The 20,446-nt window shown below is 69.1% G+C and carries 22 protein-coding genes; 12 read left to right on the plus strand and 10 right to left on the minus strand.

Annotated elements, in window-relative coordinates; all coding sequences use genetic code 11:
* Positions 1–143: 143 nt before the first annotated feature.
* The 3 genes from ACFHYQ_RS06140 to ACFHYQ_RS06150 all read left to right on the plus strand — a co-directional run bounded on the left by ACFHYQ_RS06140 (position 144) and on the right by ACFHYQ_RS06150 (position 2,491).
* Complete coding sequence (locus tag ACFHYQ_RS06140; protein ID WP_394300086.1) at positions 144–845, plus strand: DUF433 domain-containing protein; 702 nt, start codon at positions 144–146, stop codon at positions 843–845.
* Positions 820–1,146: a PIN-like domain-containing protein gene (locus tag ACFHYQ_RS06145; protein ID WP_394300087.1), complete on the plus strand. Its 327-nt coding sequence runs from the start codon at positions 820–822 to the stop codon at positions 1,144–1,146. Before ACFHYQ_RS06140 ends, ACFHYQ_RS06145 begins: the two co-directional genes overlap by 26 nt.
* A gap of 421 nt (positions 1,147–1,567) precedes the next feature.
* Positions 1,568–2,491, plus strand: a complete 924-nt coding sequence (locus tag ACFHYQ_RS06150; RefSeq protein WP_394300130.1) for a GNAT family N-acetyltransferase — start codon at positions 1,568–1,570, stop codon at positions 2,489–2,491.
* A 55-nt stretch (positions 2,492–2,546) separates the two neighbouring features.
* Here ACFHYQ_RS06150 and ACFHYQ_RS06155 read toward each other — a convergent pair whose 3' ends face one another.
* Together ACFHYQ_RS06155 and ACFHYQ_RS06160 are read right to left on the minus strand one after the other, a co-directional pair.
* The gene (locus ACFHYQ_RS06155; RefSeq protein WP_394300088.1) at positions 2,547–3,866 is read right to left on the minus strand and encodes a M48 family metalloprotease; all 1,320 of its coding nucleotides are present in this window, start codon (positions 3,864–3,866) and stop codon (positions 2,547–2,549) included.
* Between the two features lie 83 nt (positions 3,867–3,949).
* Positions 3,950–4,423 (minus strand): hypothetical protein, encoded by a 474-nt coding sequence (locus ACFHYQ_RS06160; RefSeq protein WP_394300089.1) that lies wholly within the window; start codon positions 4,421–4,423, stop codon positions 3,950–3,952.
* 45 nt (positions 4,424–4,468) lie between these two features.
* On the opposite strand from ACFHYQ_RS06160, the gene ACFHYQ_RS06165 reads away from it, so the two are divergent.
* Positions 4,469–5,452, plus strand: coding sequence for a helix-turn-helix transcriptional regulator (locus ACFHYQ_RS06165; protein ID WP_394300090.1), 984 nt, complete (start codon positions 4,469–4,471; stop codon positions 5,450–5,452).
* A gap of 72 nt (positions 5,453–5,524) precedes the next feature.
* Here ACFHYQ_RS06165 and lpdA read toward each other — a convergent pair whose 3' ends face one another.
* The gene (gene lpdA, locus ACFHYQ_RS06170; RefSeq protein ID WP_394300091.1) at positions 5,525–6,925 is read right to left on the minus strand and encodes a dihydrolipoyl dehydrogenase; all 1,401 of its coding nucleotides are present in this window, start codon (positions 6,923–6,925) and stop codon (positions 5,525–5,527) included.
* A 256-nt stretch (positions 6,926–7,181) separates the two neighbouring features.
* Between lpdA and ACFHYQ_RS06175 the strand changes: the two genes are divergently transcribed.
* The 3 genes from ACFHYQ_RS06175 to ACFHYQ_RS06185 all read left to right on the plus strand — a co-directional run bounded on the left by ACFHYQ_RS06175 (position 7,182) and on the right by ACFHYQ_RS06185 (position 10,541).
* A complete protein-coding gene (locus ACFHYQ_RS06175) occupies positions 7,182–8,408 on the plus strand; it encodes a globin domain-containing protein (RefSeq protein ID WP_394300092.1) in 1,227 nt (408 codons plus the stop codon).
* A gap of 159 nt (positions 8,409–8,567) precedes the next feature.
* Positions 8,568–8,960 (plus strand): SRPBCC family protein, encoded by a 393-nt coding sequence (locus ACFHYQ_RS06180; protein WP_394300093.1) that lies wholly within the window; start codon positions 8,568–8,570, stop codon positions 8,958–8,960.
* Between the two features lie 177 nt (positions 8,961–9,137).
* Positions 9,138–10,541 carry a sensor histidine kinase gene (locus ACFHYQ_RS06185; RefSeq protein WP_394300094.1) on the plus strand — a complete coding sequence of 468 codons (1,404 nt, stop codon included), beginning with the start codon at positions 9,138–9,140 and terminating at the stop codon, positions 10,539–10,541.
* A 55-nt stretch (positions 10,542–10,596) separates the two neighbouring features.
* On the opposite strand, the gene ACFHYQ_RS06190 is transcribed toward ACFHYQ_RS06185, so the two are convergent.
* The gene (locus tag ACFHYQ_RS06190) at positions 10,597–10,866 is read right to left on the minus strand and encodes a hypothetical protein (RefSeq protein WP_394300095.1); all 270 of its coding nucleotides are present in this window, start codon (positions 10,864–10,866) and stop codon (positions 10,597–10,599) included.
* A 291-nt stretch (positions 10,867–11,157) separates the two neighbouring features.
* On the opposite strand from ACFHYQ_RS06190, the gene ACFHYQ_RS06195 reads away from it, so the two are divergent.
* The 4 genes from ACFHYQ_RS06195 to ACFHYQ_RS06210 all read left to right on the plus strand — a co-directional run bounded on the left by ACFHYQ_RS06195 (position 11,158) and on the right by ACFHYQ_RS06210 (position 13,673).
* Positions 11,158–11,583 (plus strand): DUF2267 domain-containing protein, encoded by a 426-nt coding sequence (locus ACFHYQ_RS06195; RefSeq protein WP_394300096.1) that lies wholly within the window; start codon positions 11,158–11,160, stop codon positions 11,581–11,583.
* 129 nt (positions 11,584–11,712) lie between these two features.
* The gene (locus tag ACFHYQ_RS06200; RefSeq protein WP_394300097.1) at positions 11,713–12,282 is read left to right on the plus strand and encodes a COG4315 family predicted lipoprotein; all 570 of its coding nucleotides are present in this window, start codon (positions 11,713–11,715) and stop codon (positions 12,280–12,282) included.
* Positions 12,283–12,369: 87 nt separating this feature from the next.
* Complete coding sequence (locus ACFHYQ_RS06205; protein WP_394300098.1) at positions 12,370–13,437, plus strand: quinone-dependent dihydroorotate dehydrogenase; 1,068 nt, start codon at positions 12,370–12,372, stop codon at positions 13,435–13,437.
* Positions 13,438–13,469: 32 nt separating this feature from the next.
* The gene (locus tag ACFHYQ_RS06210) at positions 13,470–13,673 is read left to right on the plus strand and encodes a heavy-metal-associated domain-containing protein (RefSeq protein WP_394300099.1); all 204 of its coding nucleotides are present in this window, start codon (positions 13,470–13,472) and stop codon (positions 13,671–13,673) included.
* Between the two features lie 137 nt (positions 13,674–13,810).
* Here ACFHYQ_RS06210 and ACFHYQ_RS06215 read toward each other — a convergent pair whose 3' ends face one another.
* The 4 genes from ACFHYQ_RS06215 to ACFHYQ_RS06230 form a co-directional block, all read right to left on the minus strand.
* Positions 13,811–15,460 carry a beta-N-acetylhexosaminidase gene (locus ACFHYQ_RS06215; RefSeq protein WP_394300100.1) on the minus strand — a complete coding sequence of 550 codons (1,650 nt, stop codon included), beginning with the start codon at positions 15,458–15,460 and terminating at the stop codon, positions 13,811–13,813.
* Positions 15,461–15,509: 49 nt separating this feature from the next.
* Complete coding sequence (locus tag ACFHYQ_RS06220; protein ID WP_394300101.1) at positions 15,510–16,412, minus strand: N-acetylmuramoyl-L-alanine amidase; 903 nt, start codon at positions 16,410–16,412, stop codon at positions 15,510–15,512.
* A 145-nt stretch (positions 16,413–16,557) separates the two neighbouring features.
* Positions 16,558–16,860, minus strand: a complete 303-nt coding sequence (locus tag ACFHYQ_RS06225; protein ID WP_394300102.1) for a hypothetical protein — start codon at positions 16,858–16,860, stop codon at positions 16,558–16,560.
* 125 nt (positions 16,861–16,985) lie between these two features.
* Positions 16,986–18,089 (minus strand): LacI family DNA-binding transcriptional regulator, encoded by a 1,104-nt coding sequence (locus ACFHYQ_RS06230; protein ID WP_394300103.1) that lies wholly within the window; start codon positions 18,087–18,089, stop codon positions 16,986–16,988.
* A 416-nt stretch (positions 18,090–18,505) separates the two neighbouring features.
* On the opposite strand from ACFHYQ_RS06230, the gene ACFHYQ_RS06235 reads away from it, so the two are divergent.
* On the plus strand, positions 18,506–18,808 hold the full coding sequence (locus ACFHYQ_RS06235) for a hypothetical protein (protein WP_394300104.1): 303 nt from the start codon (positions 18,506–18,508) through the stop codon (positions 18,806–18,808).
* A gap of 126 nt (positions 18,809–18,934) precedes the next feature.
* On the opposite strand, the gene bldC is transcribed toward ACFHYQ_RS06235, so the two are convergent.
* Positions 18,935–19,138: a developmental transcriptional regulator BldC gene (gene bldC, locus ACFHYQ_RS06240; protein ID WP_204018376.1), complete on the minus strand. Its 204-nt coding sequence runs from the start codon at positions 19,136–19,138 to the stop codon at positions 18,935–18,937.
* Between the two features lie 347 nt (positions 19,139–19,485).
* A complete protein-coding gene (locus ACFHYQ_RS06245) occupies positions 19,486–20,352 on the minus strand; it encodes a DUF8083 family protein (protein WP_394300105.1) in 867 nt (288 codons plus the stop codon).
* Positions 20,353–20,446 lie beyond the last annotated feature (94 nt).

A 20,446-nucleotide genomic window follows, 5' to 3' on the forward strand; every position in this document is an offset into this window, starting at 1 on the left:
AGCCTCCATCAGACCCGGAGCGGTTCACCACCATTCCGGCGGCGTGGTGATCGGCGCGGGCGGTGGTGGCCACCAGGGCGCACAGCTCCAATCACCTGCGCTTGCGTACTGGTGCATGGAATGATCTGGGCAGGGAGGGAAGGATGACGGTGGATCGGTTCACTACTCCGCTGTACGGCATCGCCGAGGCGGCCGCCTATCTCTCCGTTCCTCCATCGACGTTCAGCACGTGGGCCTTTGGCTATGTCAGGAAGCGTCCGGGTGGCGGGGTGGTCAAGGGCACTCCGGTCATCACCGCTGCCCGTCCGCGCCGCCCGAACGAGCCAGTGGTCCCGTTCGTCGGTCTTGCCGAAGGATACGCACTGGCCGCGTTCCGGCAGGCTGGCGTACCACTGCAACGGATTCGGCCGGCCATCGACGCACTCAAGCGCGAACTCGGACTGGAACACGCCCTCGCCAGTAAGCGTCTGTACACCGATGGTGCCGAGGTTCTGTACGACTACGCTGAGCATGCCGGGGATGTGTCGGCACGTGAGCTGGTGGTGGTTCGCAACAACCAGCGTCTGTTCTCCGAGGTCGTGGAGAGCTATCTGCGCCGGGTGGACTTCGCTCTGGACGGATACGCCCAGGTGATCCGGTTGCCGCAGTATCGCGTAGCCGAGGTGGAGGTCACTCCTCTCCATGCTTTCGGTCGGCCGAGGTTCTCTCGGGGCGGCGCCCGGCTGGAGGACGTGCTCGACTTGTTCCGGGCGGGTGAACCTGTGGACGTGGTCGCTGACGAGTTCGGCCTCAGCCGGGAGGAAGTCGAGGACGCGCTCCGTGTCGCAACCCGGCCAGCCGCCTAAGTTCTTCGCCGATCGCAGCCTCGGCCGAATCGCCGTACCCAACCTGCTACGCGCGGCTGGCTGGGACCTCATCACTCTCGCCGAACACTACGGCGTTCCAGCCGATGAGCAGGTAGCAGATACCGAGTGGATCGAGGAAGCCGCAAAACTCGGTTGGATCGTCTTGATGAAGGACAAGCGCATCCGTTATCGCCGCGCGGAAATCGACGCCGTGATCGAGTACCGAGCCCGCTGCTTCGTAATCACTCGCGGCGAGGGCCGCGAGCACCGCGGCGAGCACGGGAAGCCCGGCGACCAGTGAGGCGATCAGCGTCCATGGGGTCTCGGAGGGTGGACGCGGGGACGGATCCCAGTCGATCGAGGTGGTCATGGGCCACGCCAGGAGCAGGCCGATGGCGCACCCCGCGAACGCGCCCATCACCGTTCCGTAAGCCGTACTGAAGGCCGCCCGGCAGGCGAATCCGCTCCTGCTCGGTGACCGATGTTCGATGAAAGGAAGGATCGACGAGCCAAAAGGCTTTGCCAGGCCCACGGCGAGTCGGATAAACAGGTGCAGACCCCGACCGATCACGGTCGTACGGAAACGAGAGGAGGGATAAGCCGATGCGTACCCCGACGATCGTGCCTGTTCCTTCCCTGGGCCCGGCCGAGCGCTGATCCCAGGAGCGATCAGGCACACCCTGACCAAGGAAAGTGCCGTGACGCGAAACAACGACCTGACCATGCGCCCGATCGCCGGGCGCGAGGAAATCGACCTCTTCAACCGCCTGTCATATGTCTTCGACCACGAGCTGGCCGACGACCTCGACTCCGGCCGCCGCCGGCCGGAGTGGATGTGGATGGCCCTGCGCGGCGACCGTCTTCTCGCCAGGATCGCCTGGTGGTCGCGCGGCGGGGGCGAGCCGCCGTTCATGCTCGATGTCTTCGACTTCGACGACACCCTGCCCGAAGCCGAGCGCCGCGACGTGGGCGCTCGGCTGCTGGAGACCGCCACGGCCGCCGTCATCCCGCCTGGCGCGCGGCGAACGGAATACAGCCGGTTCGTCCCGCCCGGCTGGCGCGGCGACGCGACCGCCCGGCGTGCGGTCGAGGATCGGATGGCCGTGCTCGAGGCGGCCGGCGCCCGGCTGCTCGTGGAGCGGTTGCGCCTGGAGTGGCGGCCCGGGACGCCGATCCCCGAGCCGAGTGACAGGTTGCGGTTCCGGCCCGTGCGCGGCCGGGACGAGCTCGTCGAGCTGATGACCCTCGTCCTGGAGGGCACCCTCGACGCGCACAGTCACGCTGATCTCGCCATCATGACCCCCACGCAGGCGGCGGTCGCGCAGTACGACGACGAGCTGGCACGTTACCGGAGCCCGCGGGAGTGGTGGCAGACGGCGACGACCCCCGACGGCGATCCCGTGGGCTTCGTCGTCCCCGCGCGGAACAGTTATCGCCCGATCATCGCGTACATCGGCGTTCTGCCCGCGCACCGGGGAAAGGGCTACATCGACGACCTGCTGGCCGTGGGCACCCGGATTCTCGCCACGAATGAGACCTCGGAGATCCGGGCGTCGACGGATCTCGGCAATGTCCCCATGGCGCGCGCGTTCCGGCGAGCCGGGTACGTCGAGTTCGAGCGCGAGATCAACATGTCCTGGAGCTGACTCGCGTCCGGGCCGGGCGGAAACGCGGATGCCGTGGCCGGCGCCAGGGCGGTCGTCAGTAGCTGAGGGTGAGTACGGCCTGGGCCGCCTGGGAGCGGGCGGCCGACAGCTCGGCTGCGATGGCGTCGCTCTCCGGCTCGCGGAGGGTGATCGCGGCCTGGCGCGGTTTGCGTACGGCCATCATCTGGATCCGCAGGTGCGTGGGCGGATGGGTCGTGTCCACCGACGACATGTGCAGGGCCGAAATCCGCAGCCGCCGGAGGCGTTCGGTTTCGGGGACCGTGGCGATGTGGTCGCGCAGTTCCCGCCACAGGTCGTAGTCCGCCTCCTGGCGGTTCGCGCGCTGGAATCCACCCATCTGGTGTCGGGCCGTCTGGCGCTGCAAGATGGTCTCCACGCTCTCCGCGAGCACCAGGGCCTCCAGCATCGACCGGGCCGCCGCCGACGAGGCGACCTGCGCGGCCAGGTCGTCGGCCAGATATTCGGCACGCTGGCCGTTTCGCAGCGTGAGGCGGTGCAGCGCGAACAGCGTCAGAGCTGTGAGAATGTTCGGGACGAGCAGCAGCGCCGCGGCGATCATGGCCGCGATCGTGGACAAAGGGCCTGAACCCCCGGCGAGGATCCTGCGCGGATGGGTCATCGCGTGCCAGTGGTCCAGGGCCTCCAGCGCCGAGTGGAGCAACACGCCGCGGCGGCTGTCGCCGTTGCGGGAATGCCCGAACTCGTGTCCCAGCAGTGCGACCCGCTCCTGCGGCGTGAGCACCTCCCACACGGCCAGACCGATGGTGAGCACGCTGCGCCGGCGCAGCCCCACTTTGCCGAAGCTCGCGTTGAAGTCCGGCGTGACCCGGATCAGGTCGGCGGGTGCCACCCCCAGTTCGGCGGCGACCCGGTCGGCGAGGCCGTACAGGTGGGGAGCTTCGGTACGGCTCAGCGACCACATGTCCTGGCGGAACCACCCCAGGCGGGGGCGGAGCAGGAAGGCGATCGCCAGTCCCATCACGCCGAGGATTCGGCCCGCGAACGCCCCGTTGATCAGCAGCCACGCCGATCCCGCCGCGAGGGCCACCGTGGACAGATGTACCGCGCCCGCGATGACCATGGCGATGATCCCCGCACCGTCACGCCCGCCGATCGCCTCCGGCACGGCGCTGACCTCGGTGAACAGCCGTTCGATGGCTGCCCGGTCCGCCGCACGGCGTCTGGCCCGCCACTTCCGCTGCCATCGCCCGCCCTGCGGAGCGGCTGGTTCCGTCAGGGGGTCGACGTTCCAGTCGCATGCCGGGCACCAGGCGGAGAATCGGGGGTTCACCGAGATGGGGGCGGAGCACGAGGGACAGATGCCGTCGGGCGGAGCGCCGGGCGATGACGTCATGACATCGATCTTGTCGTACTGCTCACCTTTCGTGGTGTGAGTCGGTAATACCGTTATGAGAAAACCGCACCCGATCGAACCCGCTACCGGCCCACCGGGCCTTCCGGGCGGCTGTCGGCCAGATAGCCGTCGAGGTCGGGGACGTCCGGGACGAACACGTGGCGAACCCATGCGGCCCGCTCGTACTCGAGCGCGGGCAACTCCCACACGCATCCGACCCACCGTCGCGCCTCGAGAACGAAGCGCGAGGGGTCCTCGTCGGGACAGCCGATGACGGGCTGGCCGGCCGCCGCCGTGTGCACCTCGACCACGTTGTCCCAGACCCAGGTGTACGCGATCAGGTAGGCGCCGGTGTCCTCGCCCCTGTGGAGGACGATCCAGCCGGCCGGGGAGTCGTCGGCGGGTGCGGGAACGAGTCGCGGCAGGAACTCGTAGGCCGCCTTCTCGACCTCGGGCTCGATCTCGTGGCCGGGCCGGTCGACGTGGTAGCGCTTGTACGGACGGCCGCCCACGACCATCGGGTCGAGCGGCCGCATGTTCTTCTCATTGAATGCCATGGAACGGACCGTATGCCGCATCCACTGCCACGTATTGTCAGTGAAATGCGAGCTTCTCGGCTGCTGTCCATCCTTCTGCTGCTCCAGTCGCGTGGTCGCCTGACGGCGCGACAGCTCGCCGACGAACTCGAGGTCAGTGTCCGCACGATCTATCGCGACGTGGAGTCGCTGCACACCGCGGGGATTCCGCTGTACGGCGAAGCCGGACACCAGGGCGGCTACCAGTTGCTCGACGGCTTCCACACCAAGCTCACCGGGCTGACCGCGCAGGAGGCCGAGGCGCTGTTCCTGGCCGGAATGCCCGGACCGGCCGCCGAGCTCGGTCTCGGCGCGCTGGCGGCGGCGGCCGAGCTCAAGATCGAGGCCGCGCTTCCGCCCGCGCTGCGGGACGGCGCCCGACGTGTCCGGGAGCACTTCCTCCTCGACGCCCCCGGCTGGTACCACGACGGCGATCAGGCGGCCTGCCTCCCTGCGGTGGCCGAGGCCGTGTGGAACAGGCGGGTCATCCACGTTCGCTACCGCCGTTGGGCCGCGCCGTGTGAGGTCGAGCGGAGGCTGGAGCCGTACGGACTGGTCCTGAAGGGCGGCAAGTGGTACTTGGTGGCCCGGTGCGAGGGGACACTGCGGACCTACCGGGTCAACCAGATCCTCGACCTGAGGGTGATGGCGGGCGAGACGTTCGAGCGGCCCGACGGTTTCGACCTGGCCGGCTATTGGCGCGAGCATGTGGTCGACTTCCGGTCGCGGCTGTTCACGGGCCATGCGGTGATCCGGATCTCACCGGAGGGGCGGGACCGGCTGGCCGACCTGATGAGCTCGGCCGTCGTCAGGGCCGTGGCCCACACCGCCGGCGTGGCCGACGATCAGGGGTGGATCACCGCGACGGTGCCGATCGAGTCGCTGACGCACGCCCAGACGGAGTTCCTCAAGCTCGGGGCAGAGGTCGAGGTCCTGGAGCCTCTCGAGCTCCGGCGGAAGCTGACCGAGACCGCCGACGCACTGGCGGCTCTCTACCCGCGGCGAACGTGAGATCAGCGGCGGAGCAGGAAGGCCTCCAGCGCGGTCCGCGGGCCGGCGGAGGCCTCGATGTGGTCACAGTGCTCACATGTTGATCATGTGGCCGGCCAGGCCGTGGATCGCCTCCTTGACCGCCTCGCTCAGCGTCGGGTGGGCGTGGACGTTGCGCGCCATCTCGTTGACGGTCAGCTCCCACTGCTGGGCCAGGGTCAGCTCGGGCAGCAGCTCGGTGACGTCGGGGCCGATCAGATGGGCGCCGAGCAGCTCGCCGTACGTCGCGTCGCTGAGGATCTTGACGAATCCGGTGGTGTCGCCCATGCCGTGCGCCTTGCCGTTCGCGCTGAACGGGAACTTGGCGACCTTGACGTCGAAGCCGCGCTCGCGGGCCTGCGCCTCCGTGAAGCCGAAGCTCGCGATCTGCGGCTGACAGAAGGTCGCCCGCGGGATCATCACATAGTCGAGTTCCATCGTCTCCGCGTCCGCGATCGTCTCCGCGGCGACGATGCCCATCGCCTCGGCCGCGTGCGCGAGCATGAGCTTGGCCGTCACGTCGCCGATCGCGAAGATGTGCGGCACGCTCGTACGGCACCGCCCGTCGACGTCGATGGCGCCCCGGTCGGTGAGCCGTACGCCGGTCCGATCGAGGCCGTAACCCTCCACCCGCGGCTGGAACCCGATGGCCTGCAGGACCTTGTCGGCCTCCAGGACGGACGTGGCGCCGTCGCGTGAGACCGTCACCCGCACCTTCTCGCCCGAGTCGTCGATCGACTCGACCCGGGTGGAGGTCAGCACCTCGATGCCGAGCCGCTTGTAGCGGCGCGCCAGTTCGGCCGACACCTCGGCGTCCTCCAGCGGAACCATGCGGTCGAGGAACTCGACGATCGTCACCTTGACGCCGTAGCTGCTCAGCACGTACGCGAACTCGACCCCGATGGCGCCCGCGCCGGCGATGACGATGCTCCCCGGCAGCTTCTCGGTGAGGATCTGCTCCTCGTACGTCACGACCCGCTCGCTCAGCGAGGTCCCGGGCAGCAGCCTGGTCGTCGCCCCGGCGGCGACGACGCAGTGGTCGAAGGTGACGGTCCGCGCGTTGCCGTCGGACCCCTCGACCCGCAGGGTGTGCGGATCGGTGAAGGAGCCCCAGCCGTGGTGTTCGGTGATCCCGTTCTTCTTCATCAGGTAGTGCACGCCCTTGACGCGGCCGTCCGCGACCTTGCGGCTCCGCCGGAACGCCTCGCCGTAGTCGAAGGTGAGGTTCCCCTCGACCCCGATGCCGAACGTCCTGGCCTCGTGAGTGAGCAGATGGACGAGTTCGGCGTTGCGCAGCAGCGCCTTGGAGGGGATGCATCCCACGTTGAGGCAGACCCCGCCCCAGTAGCGCTCCTCGACGATCGCCGTGCTGAGGCCGAGTTGGGCCGCCCGAACCGCCGCGACGTAACCGCCCGGGCCCGCGCCGAGGACAACGACATCGTAGTGATCGCTCATATATCGGACCCTACGTGGAGCGGCCCCGGCCCTCCACACCCGGGAGGCGCCCGCGGCTTCGCGATGCCGGGGCGGCGCGGCATCGTACCAAGCCACCCCCTCGCCCCGGTCAAATATCCCCAATTCGGGACCTAGGACCCCATCCGGTTAGTTTTCATAACTACAGCGGTCGAGCCATGGCAAGCCCACCTCGCTGTGCCGGATCCCACCCCGGATCAAAGCAAGGGAAGATCACCTACTAGTCATCGGAGGACGGATGCTCTCCCCGGACTCGGCCGCGGTCGTCCGCGCCACCCTGCCGGTCGTCGGCGAAGCCATCGAGAAGATCACCGCCACCTTCTACGACAACATGTTCGCCGACAACCCGGAGTTGCTGCGGGACCTGTTCAACCGGGGCAACCAGGCCAACGGTGAGCAGCGCAAGGCCCTGGCCGGCTCGATCGCCGCCTTCGCCGCCATGCTGGTGAACCACCCCGACCAGCGGCCCGACCTCATGCTCGCCCGGATCGCGCACAAGCACGTCTCGCTGGGTGTCACCCCCGAGCAGTACAACGTGGTGCACAAGTACCTGTTCGGCGCCATCGCCGAAGTCCTCGGCGAGGCCGCCAACCCCGACGTCGTCGCCGCCTGGGACGAGGTCTACTGGCTAATGGCCGAGGCGCTGATCAACCTGGAGATCGGCCTCTACCGGGAGACGCGCCGCGGGATCGGAGCGGTCTGGCTGCGGGCGCGCGTGATCGAGCGGCGGCGCGAGACCCACGACGTGATCTCCCTCACGCTGCGGCCGGAGACCCCGATGTCCTTCAAGCCGGGGCAGTACGTCAGCGTCGCCGTTCCGCTGCCGGACGGGGCCCGGCAGATCCGCCAGTACAGCCTGTCGTCCGCGCCCGGCGACGACTGGCGCATCACGGTCAAGCGCGTGTACGGCGAAGCCGGGCCGGACGGCGAGCCCGGGCCGGACGGCGAGGTGTCCAACTGGCTGCACGCCGAAACCGGCGTCGGCGACGAGTTGACCGTCTCGGCGCCGTTCGGCGAGATGACGCTCGCCGACGGCGACGCTCCCCTGCTGCTGGCCTCGGCCGGCATCGGCGTCACCCCGATCCTCTCGATGGTCGATCATCTCGCCGCCGCCGGGTCCACCCGCCGGATCACGGTCGCGCACGCCGACCGCAGCGCGGCCGATCACGCGCACCGCGACGAGCTCGGCCGCCTGGTCGGGACATTGCCCGACGCCACGCTGCACCTGTGGTACGAGCAGAACTACGCAACCCCCGGCACCGGAACCGATGGCGGCGACGGGGCCAGGATCGGCCTGATGGACCTCGCGGACATCGATCTGCCGGAGGGCACGGTCGCCTACCTGTGCGGGCCGCTGCCGTTCATGCGCTGCGTACGCGCCGAGCTGCTCGGCCGTGGCCTGCCCGCGTCGCGGATCCACTACGAGGTGTTCGGCCCCGACCTCTGGCTGGCCGACGCCGACTGATCCGGCTGATCCGGCGGTCCGTACGCCCGCGGCCGCCCGCGCCCCCCGTTCGACGGAAAGGGGGCCCGGGCGGCCGCTCGGCGTTTTCCGGTCACCGACGTTTCTCCGGGCGAGCGCGGGTAGGGCGGCGGTTAGGCGAGAAGGAAAGAGGGAGGAGAGATGAGCGAGTTCGAACGCTCCCGCAGGATCGCGGCCCCCGCCGACCAGGTCTTCGAGCGCGCGTGCGACATCGACGAGCTCGACGACTGGCTGCCGCGCGACCTGCACGTGCGGCCGGAGGAACCGCCCGCTGTGACGGTCCACGAGGACGCGAAGGGACAGGACGAGCGTGCGCTGCTGCGGACCGAGCGCGACCAACTCCGCATGGAGTGGGGCACCCGGGACGACGACCGGTACGCCGGGTGGCTCCAGGTGGCCGGGATCGATGATTCAAGCAGCGACGTGACCGTCCACCTGTCCTTCTTCGACGAGGAGCACGTCCCTGCGGGGGACTTCGTGGCCGGCGCCCTGGACGAGAGTCTCGAGCGACTGGCCCACAGAGTGAGCGGCTGAGAGCGCGGCTGAACTGTCCCCCGCCCGAAGGTCGGATCAGTAAAGAGTCGGCAGACCTTTTCGCCGGTGAGGGGGCATCCTGTCGGGTGTTGGGTAATCGGATCCGATATGTGGGGTCTGTACGTGGTCCCGTGCGTACGAGCACTGTGCGCCCGGCTCACCCTCTTCTCTCTGATTTTGGCCATTCTCGTCCTGCTGTCGGGGAACTTCCTCCTGGGGAAGATCGCCCGGGACCGGGTCACCATGGCGTGGTGGGGATCCAGCCACGAGGCCGCGCTCGCCCTCGCGCAGCGCGTACGGGCGGGCCGGCTCGGCGGCACGGTGGAGACCGGTGTCCCGAACGTCGAACTGGCGCAGGTCGTGGGCCCGAAGGGGGAGATGCTCAGCACGTCGAGTGCGGCCCGGAATCTGCCCCCGCTGAGCACGGTCCGCCCACCCGGCGACGATCCGGTCCAGATGACGCAGGCCTGCGTACATCCCAGGCAGGGCTGCCTGCTCTCCACGGCGGTGCGGGTGTGGCCGGAGCCGGACTCCCCGATCGTCTACACGGCCCAGCGTGTCGCCAGACCCGTCGTCGTCGGCATCCTCGACCTCCTGATCGTGCTGCAGGCGGTCGCACTCGTGGTGCTGTCCGTCTGGACGGTCCGCAAGGTCGTCACCCGCACGCTTCGTCCGGTACGGGAGATCTGCACGGCTCTGGAGCGGATCAACCGCGGCGGCGGCGACGGCCGGATCGAGGAGCCCCGGGGACGGGGCGAGATCGCCCAGCTCGCCGGATGCATCAACAAGACGCTCGACCAGGTCAAGCAGGTGCGGAAGTTCGCCTCCGATGTCTCCCACGAACTGCGCACACCCCTCACCGCCCTGCGTCTCCACATAGAGGAACTGCAGCTCAGCCGGGAGCCCGGCGACCTGGATGAGCTGCTGCGCCAGGAACTGCGCGACGTCGAGCGGCTGGAAGAGATCATCAGTGACCTGCTGCTGCTCTCCCGCCTGCGGGAGGGGACGGGGGCCATGCGGCCCACCCCGATGGACCTCGGAGGCCTGGCCGAGGAGGAGGTCACCCAGCGCAAGGGGCGCATCCCAGTCCAGCTCAAAATCGAAAGCGATGTCTGGGTGCTGGGGATGCGGACCCAGATCCGGCGGGTGCTACGTAACCTGCTGGACAACGCGCAGCGGCATGCCATCAGCACGATCAGGGTCACGGTCAGTCGAAACGGCGCGTCGGCGGAGTTGGCCGTGGCGGACGACGGACATGGTGTCCCACTCCAGGACAGGGACCGCATCTTCGAGCGCTTCACCCGGCTGGAGGAGTCACGCAAACTCGACCCGAGCGGCACCGGGCTCGGACTGGCCATCTCCCGCGAGATCGCCAGGGCGCACGGCGGCAGCATCGGCGTCGAGGACTCCGGGAGCGGCGGGGCCTGCTTCGTGCTCCGGCTGCCCCTGCTCGGCGCACGCGAGAACGAGCAGCCTCCGGCGCCGCGCGTGGAGCGGACGGGGCAGGATGAGCGTGCGAAACCGGAGTCGGGGGTGCACATCCGTTGGATCCATCTGGCCAACGGACAGCCGGAGCAATGACCGGAGCGATGAGTCGCCGCCCCCGCGTCTCAACGGGCGTTCCCGGCCGCTCGCTTCAGGGCCGAGAAGCCGACTCCTGACGGGAGTCGCCTGGCCGGTCCTGCGGTCGGTTCCGCGGTGGAGGCTCGAACCCCACCTCGAACCCCACCTCGAACCCCACCTCGGATCCCGCCTCGGCCGACTGGACCGCCGAGGCTCCGGGCCCGGTGGCCGGGAGCGGCGGTGTGTGGGCGGACGCGCGCGGGCCGGCCAGCCGGAGGACCTGCCGGATCCACGCCTCGAGACCTGAGGGATCGGGTGGGGTGAGCGGCATCTGCTCAGTCATCCGGGTGCTCCTTCTCTGCCGCACGATATGCACGAACTGGCGGAAGGGGGGCGATCCGCACGGAAGACGCCGCGTTGTCGCAGCCGGCCGACGCTGCTGGACGGCGTTCGAGGGTCAGCATGGCATCGCCTCCGCCGCCGCGGCGGGCAGGCTCCCTTGATCGCGGTTGCGTGTCGGCCGCCGGTCTCTCGCGCGCCGGTTGTGCCGGCTCCAGCCGTACGGGCTGGGCGTCCCGTACACAATTTCCGGAAAACTGCTCATTCATCCGCTTCTTTGGGGAATGGGAGCGGGGTGGAGTACAAGGAGTTCGTCCGGTTGGTAGAGGAACGCTCTGGATTATCGCGCGAGGAGGCCGCGGACCTGTCCCGCGCGACGGTCGAGACGCTGGGGGATCGGCTCAGCGCGGGGGAGGCCCGTCATCTGGCGGCCGAACTCCCGGCGTCGCTGCGGGAGTCGCTTCACATCAGCGAGAGGATCGAGCGGTTCGGCCTGCGTGATCTGGTGCGCCGCGTGAGCCGCCGTACCGGGCTGACGGTGGCGGAAACCCGCGGCGGAGTGAGTGCCGTCCTGGTGACACTGCGCGAGGCGGTGGCGGGTGAGGCCTTCGACCACGCGATGGCACAGCTTCCCTCCGAATTCGAGCGGGCGGCGTTCGAGCGCGCGGCGTCCGAGCGGGTGACGCTCGAGCAGGCGGCGTCCTGGCAGACGGTGACCTGACGCGCCCAGATCAGGCGACTTTCAGTAGACGGTAAAGGGATGCCCCAGATCTTCGTGTCTTGGCGGCACGCCCCATGCCGACGCGTGTCTCCTGGGACCCGTGCTCAGAAACTTCCCAGGAGGCCGAAGATGAGGAAACTGCTGTACGCCGGCGTGATCACCGTTGGCTTGCTGGCGTCAGGATGTGGCAGCGCCGAGGAGCACGACAACGCCGCCCAGCCTGCCGCCAATGAGCACTACACCGAGCCGAGCGAGACCCCCTACGAGTCCGGATCGGCGACGCCCGAATCCGGTGCCCCCGCGTCGCCGACCTCGCCGGTCATGGCGACACCGACGGGCCCGGCGAAGATCGACGTCGCGCAGACCAGCCTCGGCAAGATCCTCGTCGGGATAGAGGGCCGCACCCTCTACCTGTTCACAGAGGACAAGAAGGACAAGTCGGCCTGCTCGGCGGCGTGCGCGGCGGCCTGGCCGCCCGCGCTCACGCTCGGACAGCCCCAGGCCGGAACCGGCATCAACGGGAGCCTGCTCGGCACGATCAAGCGCGAGGACGGCGGCACCCAGATCACCTACAACAAGCATCCGCTGTACTACTACGCCAAGGACCAGAAGGCCGGCGACACAGCCGGCCAGAACGTCAAGGACTTCGGCGGCGAATGGTACGCGGTGACCCCGGAGGGCAAGAAGGCGAAGCACTGAGGCCGCCCGACCAGGGACGACCTGGGCCGCCCCGGAGTGCCGGACGCTCCGGGGCGGCCCCATACCGTGGACGATAGGCTGACCGCGATGTATCGACTCGTCTTCACGCAGGTCCTGAGCCGGTTCGACGCGGAGGCCGTGCACCATCTCACGGTCAGGCTGCTCCGCCTGCTCTCGGTGCTGCCGGTGGTAAAACGGCTGCTGTACGGATGGCTCGCGCCGCGCGACGAGTCGCTGCGCGTCCAGGCGTTCGGCGTGCACTTCCCGGCGCCCTTCGGGCTCGCCGCCGGCTTCGACAAGGACGCGGGGTGCTTCGAGGCGCTCGCGGCCCTGGGCTTCGGCCACGTCGAGGTCGGCACGATCACGGCACGGGCCCAGCCCGGCAACCCACGCCCCCGCCTGTTCCGGCTCCCGGAGAGCCGGGCGATCATCAACCGGATGGGCTTCAACAACGCGGGAGCCCACGCGGCGGCCAGGCGGCTGCGCCGGTCCCGGAGCCTTCCGGTCGTGGTCGGCGTCAACATCGGCAAGACCAAGGTGGTGCCGGAGAACGAGGCCGTGGCCGACTACGTGTCGAGTGCTCGGCTGCTGGCTCCGCTCGCCGACTACCTTGTGGTCAACGTGAGCTCGCCCAACACGCCGGGGCTGCGCGACCTTCAGGCGGTGGAACTGCTGCGTCCGCTGCTGACGGCCGTACGGGAGACCGCGGGCCGGACACCGCTACTCGTCAAGATCGCCCCAGACCTGGCGGACGAGGACGTCGACGCCGTCGCGGATCTCGCCGCCGACCTGGGGCTCGCCGGGATCATCGCCACGAACACCACGATCAGCCGTGCGGGGGTCTCCAGCGCCGAGACCGGAGGGTTGTCGGGGCGTCCGCTGAAGTCCAGGTCGCTCGAGGTGCTGCGCAGGCTGCACCGGAGGGTCGGCGGCCGTCTCGCGATCGTCTCGGTCGGCGGTGTCGAGGACGCCGGCGACGTGTGGGAGCGGCTGCTCGCCGGGGCCACCCTCGTCCAGGGATACACCGGAATGATCTACGGTGGCCCGCTGTGGGCCTGGCGGATCCACCGCGGGCTGTCCCGCCGCCTGCGCCGCCACGGCCACACCTCGGTCCGCGAGATCATCGGCCGGAGCGCCGTCGGCGAGACCGCCTGACCGACGTGAAGACGACCATTGAGGAGAGCGACATGAGCGTGAAGACCTACACGGTGCAGGGTATGACCTGCGGTCACTGCGTGGCCTCGGTCACCGAGGAGGTCGGCGAGGTCCCGGGCGTGACCGGTGTGGACGTGGACCTCGCCACGGGCCGGCTCGACGTCACCGGCGAAGGCGTGACCGACGAGGCCGTACGCCAGGCCGTCGAAGAGGCCGGCTACATGGTCACCCCATAACCCATGCATACATGCATGCCCACCCCCTCCCCCGTGATCTTTCAGTTTCTCGCAGACCGCACCCCTGACCTGGTGCGGTGCCATTCATGATCTCGCAGTGCTGCCGCCCCGGCCCGAGAGCCGGGGCGGAAGGGGCGTCACGAACTCGTGCTGGGGCGGGTGGAGTCGGCCGATTGGGTCAACTCGTGCAGGTGCCTCATCATCTCCTGCACGTCCACGACGCCCGGACGATGGCGCCGCCACCCGTTGCCGCCCCGCTGCCACGGCCGCGGTCCCGCCGGCGGGCGATATTCCACGCCGAAGGCGTCCAGCCGTACGAGATGGGCGTCGAGCCGACCGGTGAAGCAGTCCGAGACGGGTGCGCCGCTCCAGGCGATCTCAGCCGCCGCACAGCCACGCGGCCAGGCCCGGTAGTCGAGCGTCCGTCCATCGGGGATCCGCTCGCTCCAGAGCTGGAACTGCACGCCGACCACCCGGTCCCGCTCCTCGACCGTCCACTCTGACGGCACAGGCGCGAAGGCCGCCACGTCGGCCAGCGTGACCGTGTCGCCGATGGCCAACGGCTCCTCCGCCGAGGCCGCCTCGGCGTAGTCGAAGTACATCGGGAACACCGGCGTCGCGACCACCTCGTGGCCCGCCGCCGCGGCCCGTCGCCCGACCTGCGGGCCGCGCCACGGCATGACCACCGTGTCCTGCCTGAGCATTCCGCTGACGAACGCCTCGTCCCACACGACGGCACGGCTCCGGCGCTCGGCGAGCACGTCGGCCAGCCGTCGCAGGAACCAGGCGTGCAGGTCGGCCGGGGTCGACAGGCCCAGCTTCTCCTGGTAAGCGGAGATGTCGGCGGAGGCCGCCCAGTCATCCAGCACGCACTCGTCGCCGCCGATGTGGAAGTACGGCACGGCGCCCAGCGCACCGATGATCTCGTCGAAGACCGTGGTGAGGAAGTCGACCGTGGCCGGCAACGGGGAGAGGATCGCCGGTGAGATGCCCCACCGGTCCAGCACCCGATATGTGTCTGCCGGCCGCGCCGCGAACTCGGGGTACGCCGCCAGGATCGCCGATGCGTGCCCGGGGACGTCGATCTCCGGTACGACGGTGACCGCCCGGGCCGTCGCATAGGCGGAGATCTCCGCCAGATCCGTCAGGGTGTAGTACCCGCCATGGGGGACGCCGTCGAAGGCCGGGTCCTCATGGTAGTAACTGGTGGTCGTCTGATCCCGGTGCGAGCCGATCTCATGGAGCAGCGGATAGGCCCGGCTCTCCACGCGCCACCCCTGGTCGTCCACCAGGTGCAGGTGGAGCCGGTTGAGCTTGTGGAGGGCCAGCAGGTCGATCATCCGCAGGACCTCCCGCTTGGGCAGGAAGTTGCGGGCGACGTCGAGGTGGGCCCCGCGCCAGGAGAGTGCGGGCGCGTCCGCGAGCCGTCCGCACGGCACGGACCAGGCCGTGCCGGGGAGGGTCGCCGCCCGGTACGCCTCGGCCGGCAGGAGCTGCCGCAGCGTCTGCCCGGCGTAGAACGCGCCGGCCCGGTCTCCCGCAGTGATCCGCACCGCCTCGGCCGTGATCTCGATCTCGTACGACTCCGGGCCGAGACCGGCGTCTTCGATCACCTGCACCGCCGCCGCGTCGGCTCCCGCCATAGCGGGCCGGAGGTCGAGCAGGGCGAGCGCGAGCCGTACGGCATCGACGAGGGCGGCCGGTCCGGAAACCGTCGAGTTGGCAACAAACGCGAACACACCGGGCATGCTCTCGGCCAGGCGGGGCCGGGGAAGGAGGTGATCCATGCCCCAGATCATGCCAAACTTCCGGGCTGTCCGGCTTGGCGTGGTCAGGTCAGAGGTAGGTCTGGAAGCCCTGTGCCAGGGCGTCGGCCATGCGCTGCCGGAACCGCTCGTCCTTGAGCTTGGCCGCGTCCTCCGCGTTCCGCATGTTCCCGCATTCGAGCAGGACCTTTGGAACCTTCGACAGGTTCAGCCCACCGAGGTCGCTGCGGCGGTCGAGCGCGTCCTTGCCGAGATAGTTCGAGTACGGCAGGCCGGTGCCGCGGCGGAAGGCGTCCCGGATCGTACGGCCCAGCCGCCTGGAGTCGTCGACGACGGGGTCGACCGGTCCGTTGATCTTCTTGGGGATGATGATGTGGAAGCCGCGGCCGTTCGGCGGCGCGCCGTCCGCATGGATGGAGATCGCCGCGTCCGCCCTGGCCCGGTTTCCGATCTCCGCGCGCTCGGTGATGCAGGGGCCCCAGGGCCTGTCGGCGGTGCGGGTGAGCCTGACTGTGGCACCCAGTTCCTTCAGCCGCTTGGCGAGCTTCTTCGAGACGTCCCAGGCGAACGCGGCCTCGCTGTAGCCGTCGTTGGTCGACGTACCGGTGGTGTCGCAGGCCTTCCGCTTGGTGAGGACGTCGACCTGCTTGTTGATCTCCCGGATGTGCTGCCGGTTACCGGGATTGTGCCCGGGATCGATGACGACGACCTTCCCGGCCAGCGGCTTGACCTGAGCGTCACGCTGCGACGTGTCCTCTTGAGATTTGTCCTGGGAGGTGATCTGCGCGGTGGCGTGCGTCCTGGCAGGCGAGTTGGCATCGGCTCGCGGCGGGTTCGCCGTACTGGTGGCGGCGGCCGGGCTCGTCGCGTCGGGCGCCTCGGAACCGCCCCAGACCTCCAGAGAGCCGCAGGCCACGAGAGTGCTGAGCCCGCACAGGCCCACGACCGCGGCGGCAAGAGGTCGACTGATCACGCTCGAATCCCTTCGCGACACTTCGGTCGTGTCTGACAAACCATGCCCTGATAGGCGGGGCCGGGCAGCATTTGCCAGACACTTCCCTGGGAACCAACCTACGTGCAGAGCGCACGTGACCATGCCGTCACACCGGAAATATGACCTAGGCTCCCGGCCCCACGGAGAGCCCGAGCCTGGGCGAAGGAGGCCGCAGAGGCGGGCCGTCCTGCCCGTGCAGGAGGGCGGCCAGTTCGCGAGCGTCCGCGGCGTCGAGTCCCAGCACCACCCGGGGGCGTCCCCACGGATGCTCGATCGAGTGGGCGACGTAGCTCGCCACGGTCTCGGCGAGGTCGCCGGCGTCGTCGTCACCGGCGGTCAGCCCCCGGGCCTCCCGCCAGCGCACCCAGGCCCGTTCGAGCTCGTCGGCCGCCCGCTGTGCGCAGGAGACCAGCTCCGGATCACGCATGAATCCCCCCGATTCTCGCGAAATGCGGTCGCCGCCCCGGCGGGTCCCCCCGATGCCGCTGACGCGCCGGGGCGGCGTCACGGCACGAGTTAACACCGCCGCGAGACGACACGTCGGAGGTTGACCTAGCTTTTGGACTCGCTTGGCGCAGGCCCGGTGCTCCGCCGGACGGCCAGTTGGGGGGTCACCTGGCGCAGCCTGGCGGCCTTGCCCGGCTCCGAGATGCGGTCGCTGAGCAGGGCGGCGGCCGACCGCCCCATCGCCCGCCGGGGCTGGTCCACGCTGGTCAGCGAGATCTGGTTCACCGCCGCGAGATGCGTGTTGTCGTACCCGACCACGGACAGGTCCTGAGGCACGCGCAGGCCCAGTTCGCTCGCGGCCGTGAGCACGCCCATCGCGACGATGTCGTTGGCCGCGAAGACCGCGGTCGGCCGAGGCGTACGGCGCAGCAGGGTCAGCGCGGCCTGCCGGCCGCCCTCCTCGGTGAAGTCTCCGTGTTCGACCATGATGTGCGGCGCGAGCGTGTGGCGGCGCATGGCCATCAGATAGCCCTCGCAGCGGCAGCGGGCGGCCGATGACGGGGTTCCTTCGATATGGGCGATCCGCCGGTGACCGAGCTCCACGAGGTGGTCGACGGCCAGGCGGGCTCCGAGTTGGTCATCGTCCACGACGATGTCGACGCCCTCGAGGTTCACGTCGCGCTCACCCACGACGACGGTGGGGGTGTAGGCGGCGGCCTCGGCGAGCGTGTCGCTGGACGGCGCGACACCCAGCATCACCAGGCCGTCCACACGCAACTCCAGGAAGGCCTCCACGGCCTCGTCCTCGAACGCCGGATCCCACCGGCCGCTTCCTATCAGCAGTCGCAGACCGTCGCCGTGCAGGCTCTCCTGCAGACCGTCCAGGAACTCCGCGTAGAAGGGGTTGTGCAGATCCGACACCAGGGCGCCCACCAGATGGGTGCGGCCCTCCACGAGGCTGCGGGCCACCGCGTTCGGGCGGTAGCCGAGCTCCCTGGCCGCCTGGAGGACGGCCTCCCTGCGATGCTCGCTCACATGAGGTGATCCCCTGAGTACGAGGGACACCAGCGACTTGGACACGCCGGCGCGCTCGGCCACGTTGCGAATCGTGGGCCGCGGCCGCGGGCTGAATCCATCGGGCAGCCCGCTGTCGGGCAGCGATATGCCGACGCTGTTCCGGGCAGTGGTCTGAATGGACGGTCCTGACATGGCTCTCCCCACGATGCGTGGACGTGCATCTGACACACCAAACGATCGAGTTGCCCAGAGGGTACGGGTAAAGGCCGTAATGCTGATACTTGCCCGTTCCTCCGGGCGTTGGGGATGCCCGATAGCGGCTGGGCGCCGTTGGGGGGCCAGGTTGCTCGCCGTAGGGCGAGTTGGTGGTTCCGGGGAGGCCGTTGCCGGTCGGGGTTGATGGTTTTGCCCGTTCCTCCGGGCGTTGGGGATGCCCGATAGCGGCGCCTACCGTCATGGGGGGAGGAAGTCCGCGAATCCACCCGATAGTGTTCAAGGTGTGGGTGCCACACGCCAGGTGGAGGAGAGCACACGGCGGGTCCGACGGAGGCTGAGCGTGGACCGGCGGCGCGAGGAGTTGCTAGCCGCCGCGCTGGACCTGCTCAAGCATGACGCCGAGGACGTCTCGATCGACGACGTCGCCGTGTCCGCGGGCGCGTCACGGGCCGCTCGTCTACCACTACTTCGGCGGCAAGCGGGAACTCTATGTGGCGGCTCTGCGCAGTGCCACCGGGGAACTGGACGCCAGAGGACTCGACTGGCTGGAGCACCGTGATGTGGACCGGGCCGGACTCGAGCGGATGCTGGTGGACCAGATGGTCGCGATGCTGATGGTGGCGGCCGAGCATGATCAGGAGGTGGGCCGGCTGCTGACGCATGTGCAACCGGACCGACGGAAAACGGCCGGGTAGCGGGGAGGCGCCGGGCGGGCGGCGCCGGCCCCCCATACGACCCGCGTCGGCCACGGGCCCGTGCTGACGCACCCGCATTTCCCGACGCGAGCGCGCTCGTTCTCTCCTCGCGGGGACCGCCCCGTACTACTCGGAGCGCTGCTGCGGGATCCCCGCGAGCAGCGCACGGACCTCGGTCTCCCGGTAGCGCCGATGCCCTCCGAGCGTACGGATGGACGTCAGCTTGCCCGCTTTGGCCCAACGGGTGACGGTCTTGGGGTCGACGCGGAACATGGTGGCGACCTCCGCCGGGGTGAGCAGGGGCTCGGCCTCGGGTGTACGAGCTGTCATTTCTGCGGCCTCTCCTCCGTTTGGACCGCGTCAGCGATGTCTTGGCTGGCGCTTGTCCTATTTGGCGCTTGTCTGGTCTGACGCTTGCCAGGGATGTCCGTAAACGAGCCACACGTGCGGGTTTTTCGGGATCATTTACAGCATCACCCCACGTGACCATACAACCACGTAGTGCGATTGGCGAGCCCTCCGGGCACAACGACTCGACCACGGGTTGATGTCACGCTCGGTGATTCTAGCGACACGGTTCGTGGTATCGCAGTGAAAACGGCAAACTGCTCAGTTCGTAGATGTGAGATCGAACGTTCCGTGACCAGTTCGTGCAGGTCACGGTGCTTTCATTACGATCAGTTTGCCCTTTCGAGGGCCTTGATGGACCTCCAGCGGAGGATGACCCGCTGATACATCGCGAAAGCAAGCTCTTCCTGTCCGTTGTCCAAACTCGTGAGAGCGGTGGCCACCTCGGCCACGGACTGGTCGCCCTGGAGCGTGCTGTCGTCCATCAGGTGGACGAGGCCGCCGTAGTCGAGTTCGACGAGAGAGTGAGGGTGGAACTCCTCCAGCCAGCGGCCCACGTCCTCGACATCCGTGAGCGCCGCCACCTGGCCGACGTGCCGCCGGATCGTCACGAGCGCCCGTGCCACCCGGCGTCGCGCCTGGGCCATCGAGGTGACGTAGAGCATGTTCCTGGGTGGCGCGGTCGTGGTCGGGGCGGCGGCCTCGCCGCTCACCTCGGATCCCAGGACCAGCCACCGCTCGGCCGAGTCGAACGGGACGAACCACGAGGTCGGGACGTGCCAGGTGCTGGTCCTTATGTGCGTGCGCAGCGAGTGCTCGTAGCGCTTGAACCGGTCGAAGTCGTCCGCCGTCCGCTCGGCGACCTTGTCGGGCACGAACCGGTCGGCCAGCCTGATCGGCAGGCTGCCGCGGAACGAGGCGAACGCCAGCCATGACCGGAGCCTGCTCTGCCACGGGCAGACGTACAGCATCTCCTCGACCCGGCGCAGATACGCGTTCGGGCTCTCCTCCTCGGGGGCGGGCGCCGGAGGCACGCATATCAGCCGGCGGAGGGACTCGCCGTGCTCGACCTCGAGCGCGCCCGCCCTGCGCGGCCGGTTCCTGGACTCGGCATAGCGGGCCCATCTGACCTGATCCTGCGGAGCGAAGGCGGTCAGTGGCTCGTACACACGGAGATAGGCAGCGTAGGGGAGCACACCAGAATCGTGCCACGACGCTGCGAACATGTGCAGTACTGTCCCGGCTTTGCATGATCGTTTCCCGTGGACCTCGGTAAGATTGAGGAGATTT

Origin of the sequence: Sphaerimonospora cavernae (assembly GCF_042435035.1) — a bacterium.
GTDB classification, from domain to species: Bacteria; Actinomycetota; Actinomycetes; order Streptosporangiales; family Streptosporangiaceae; genus Sphaerimonospora; species Sphaerimonospora cavernae.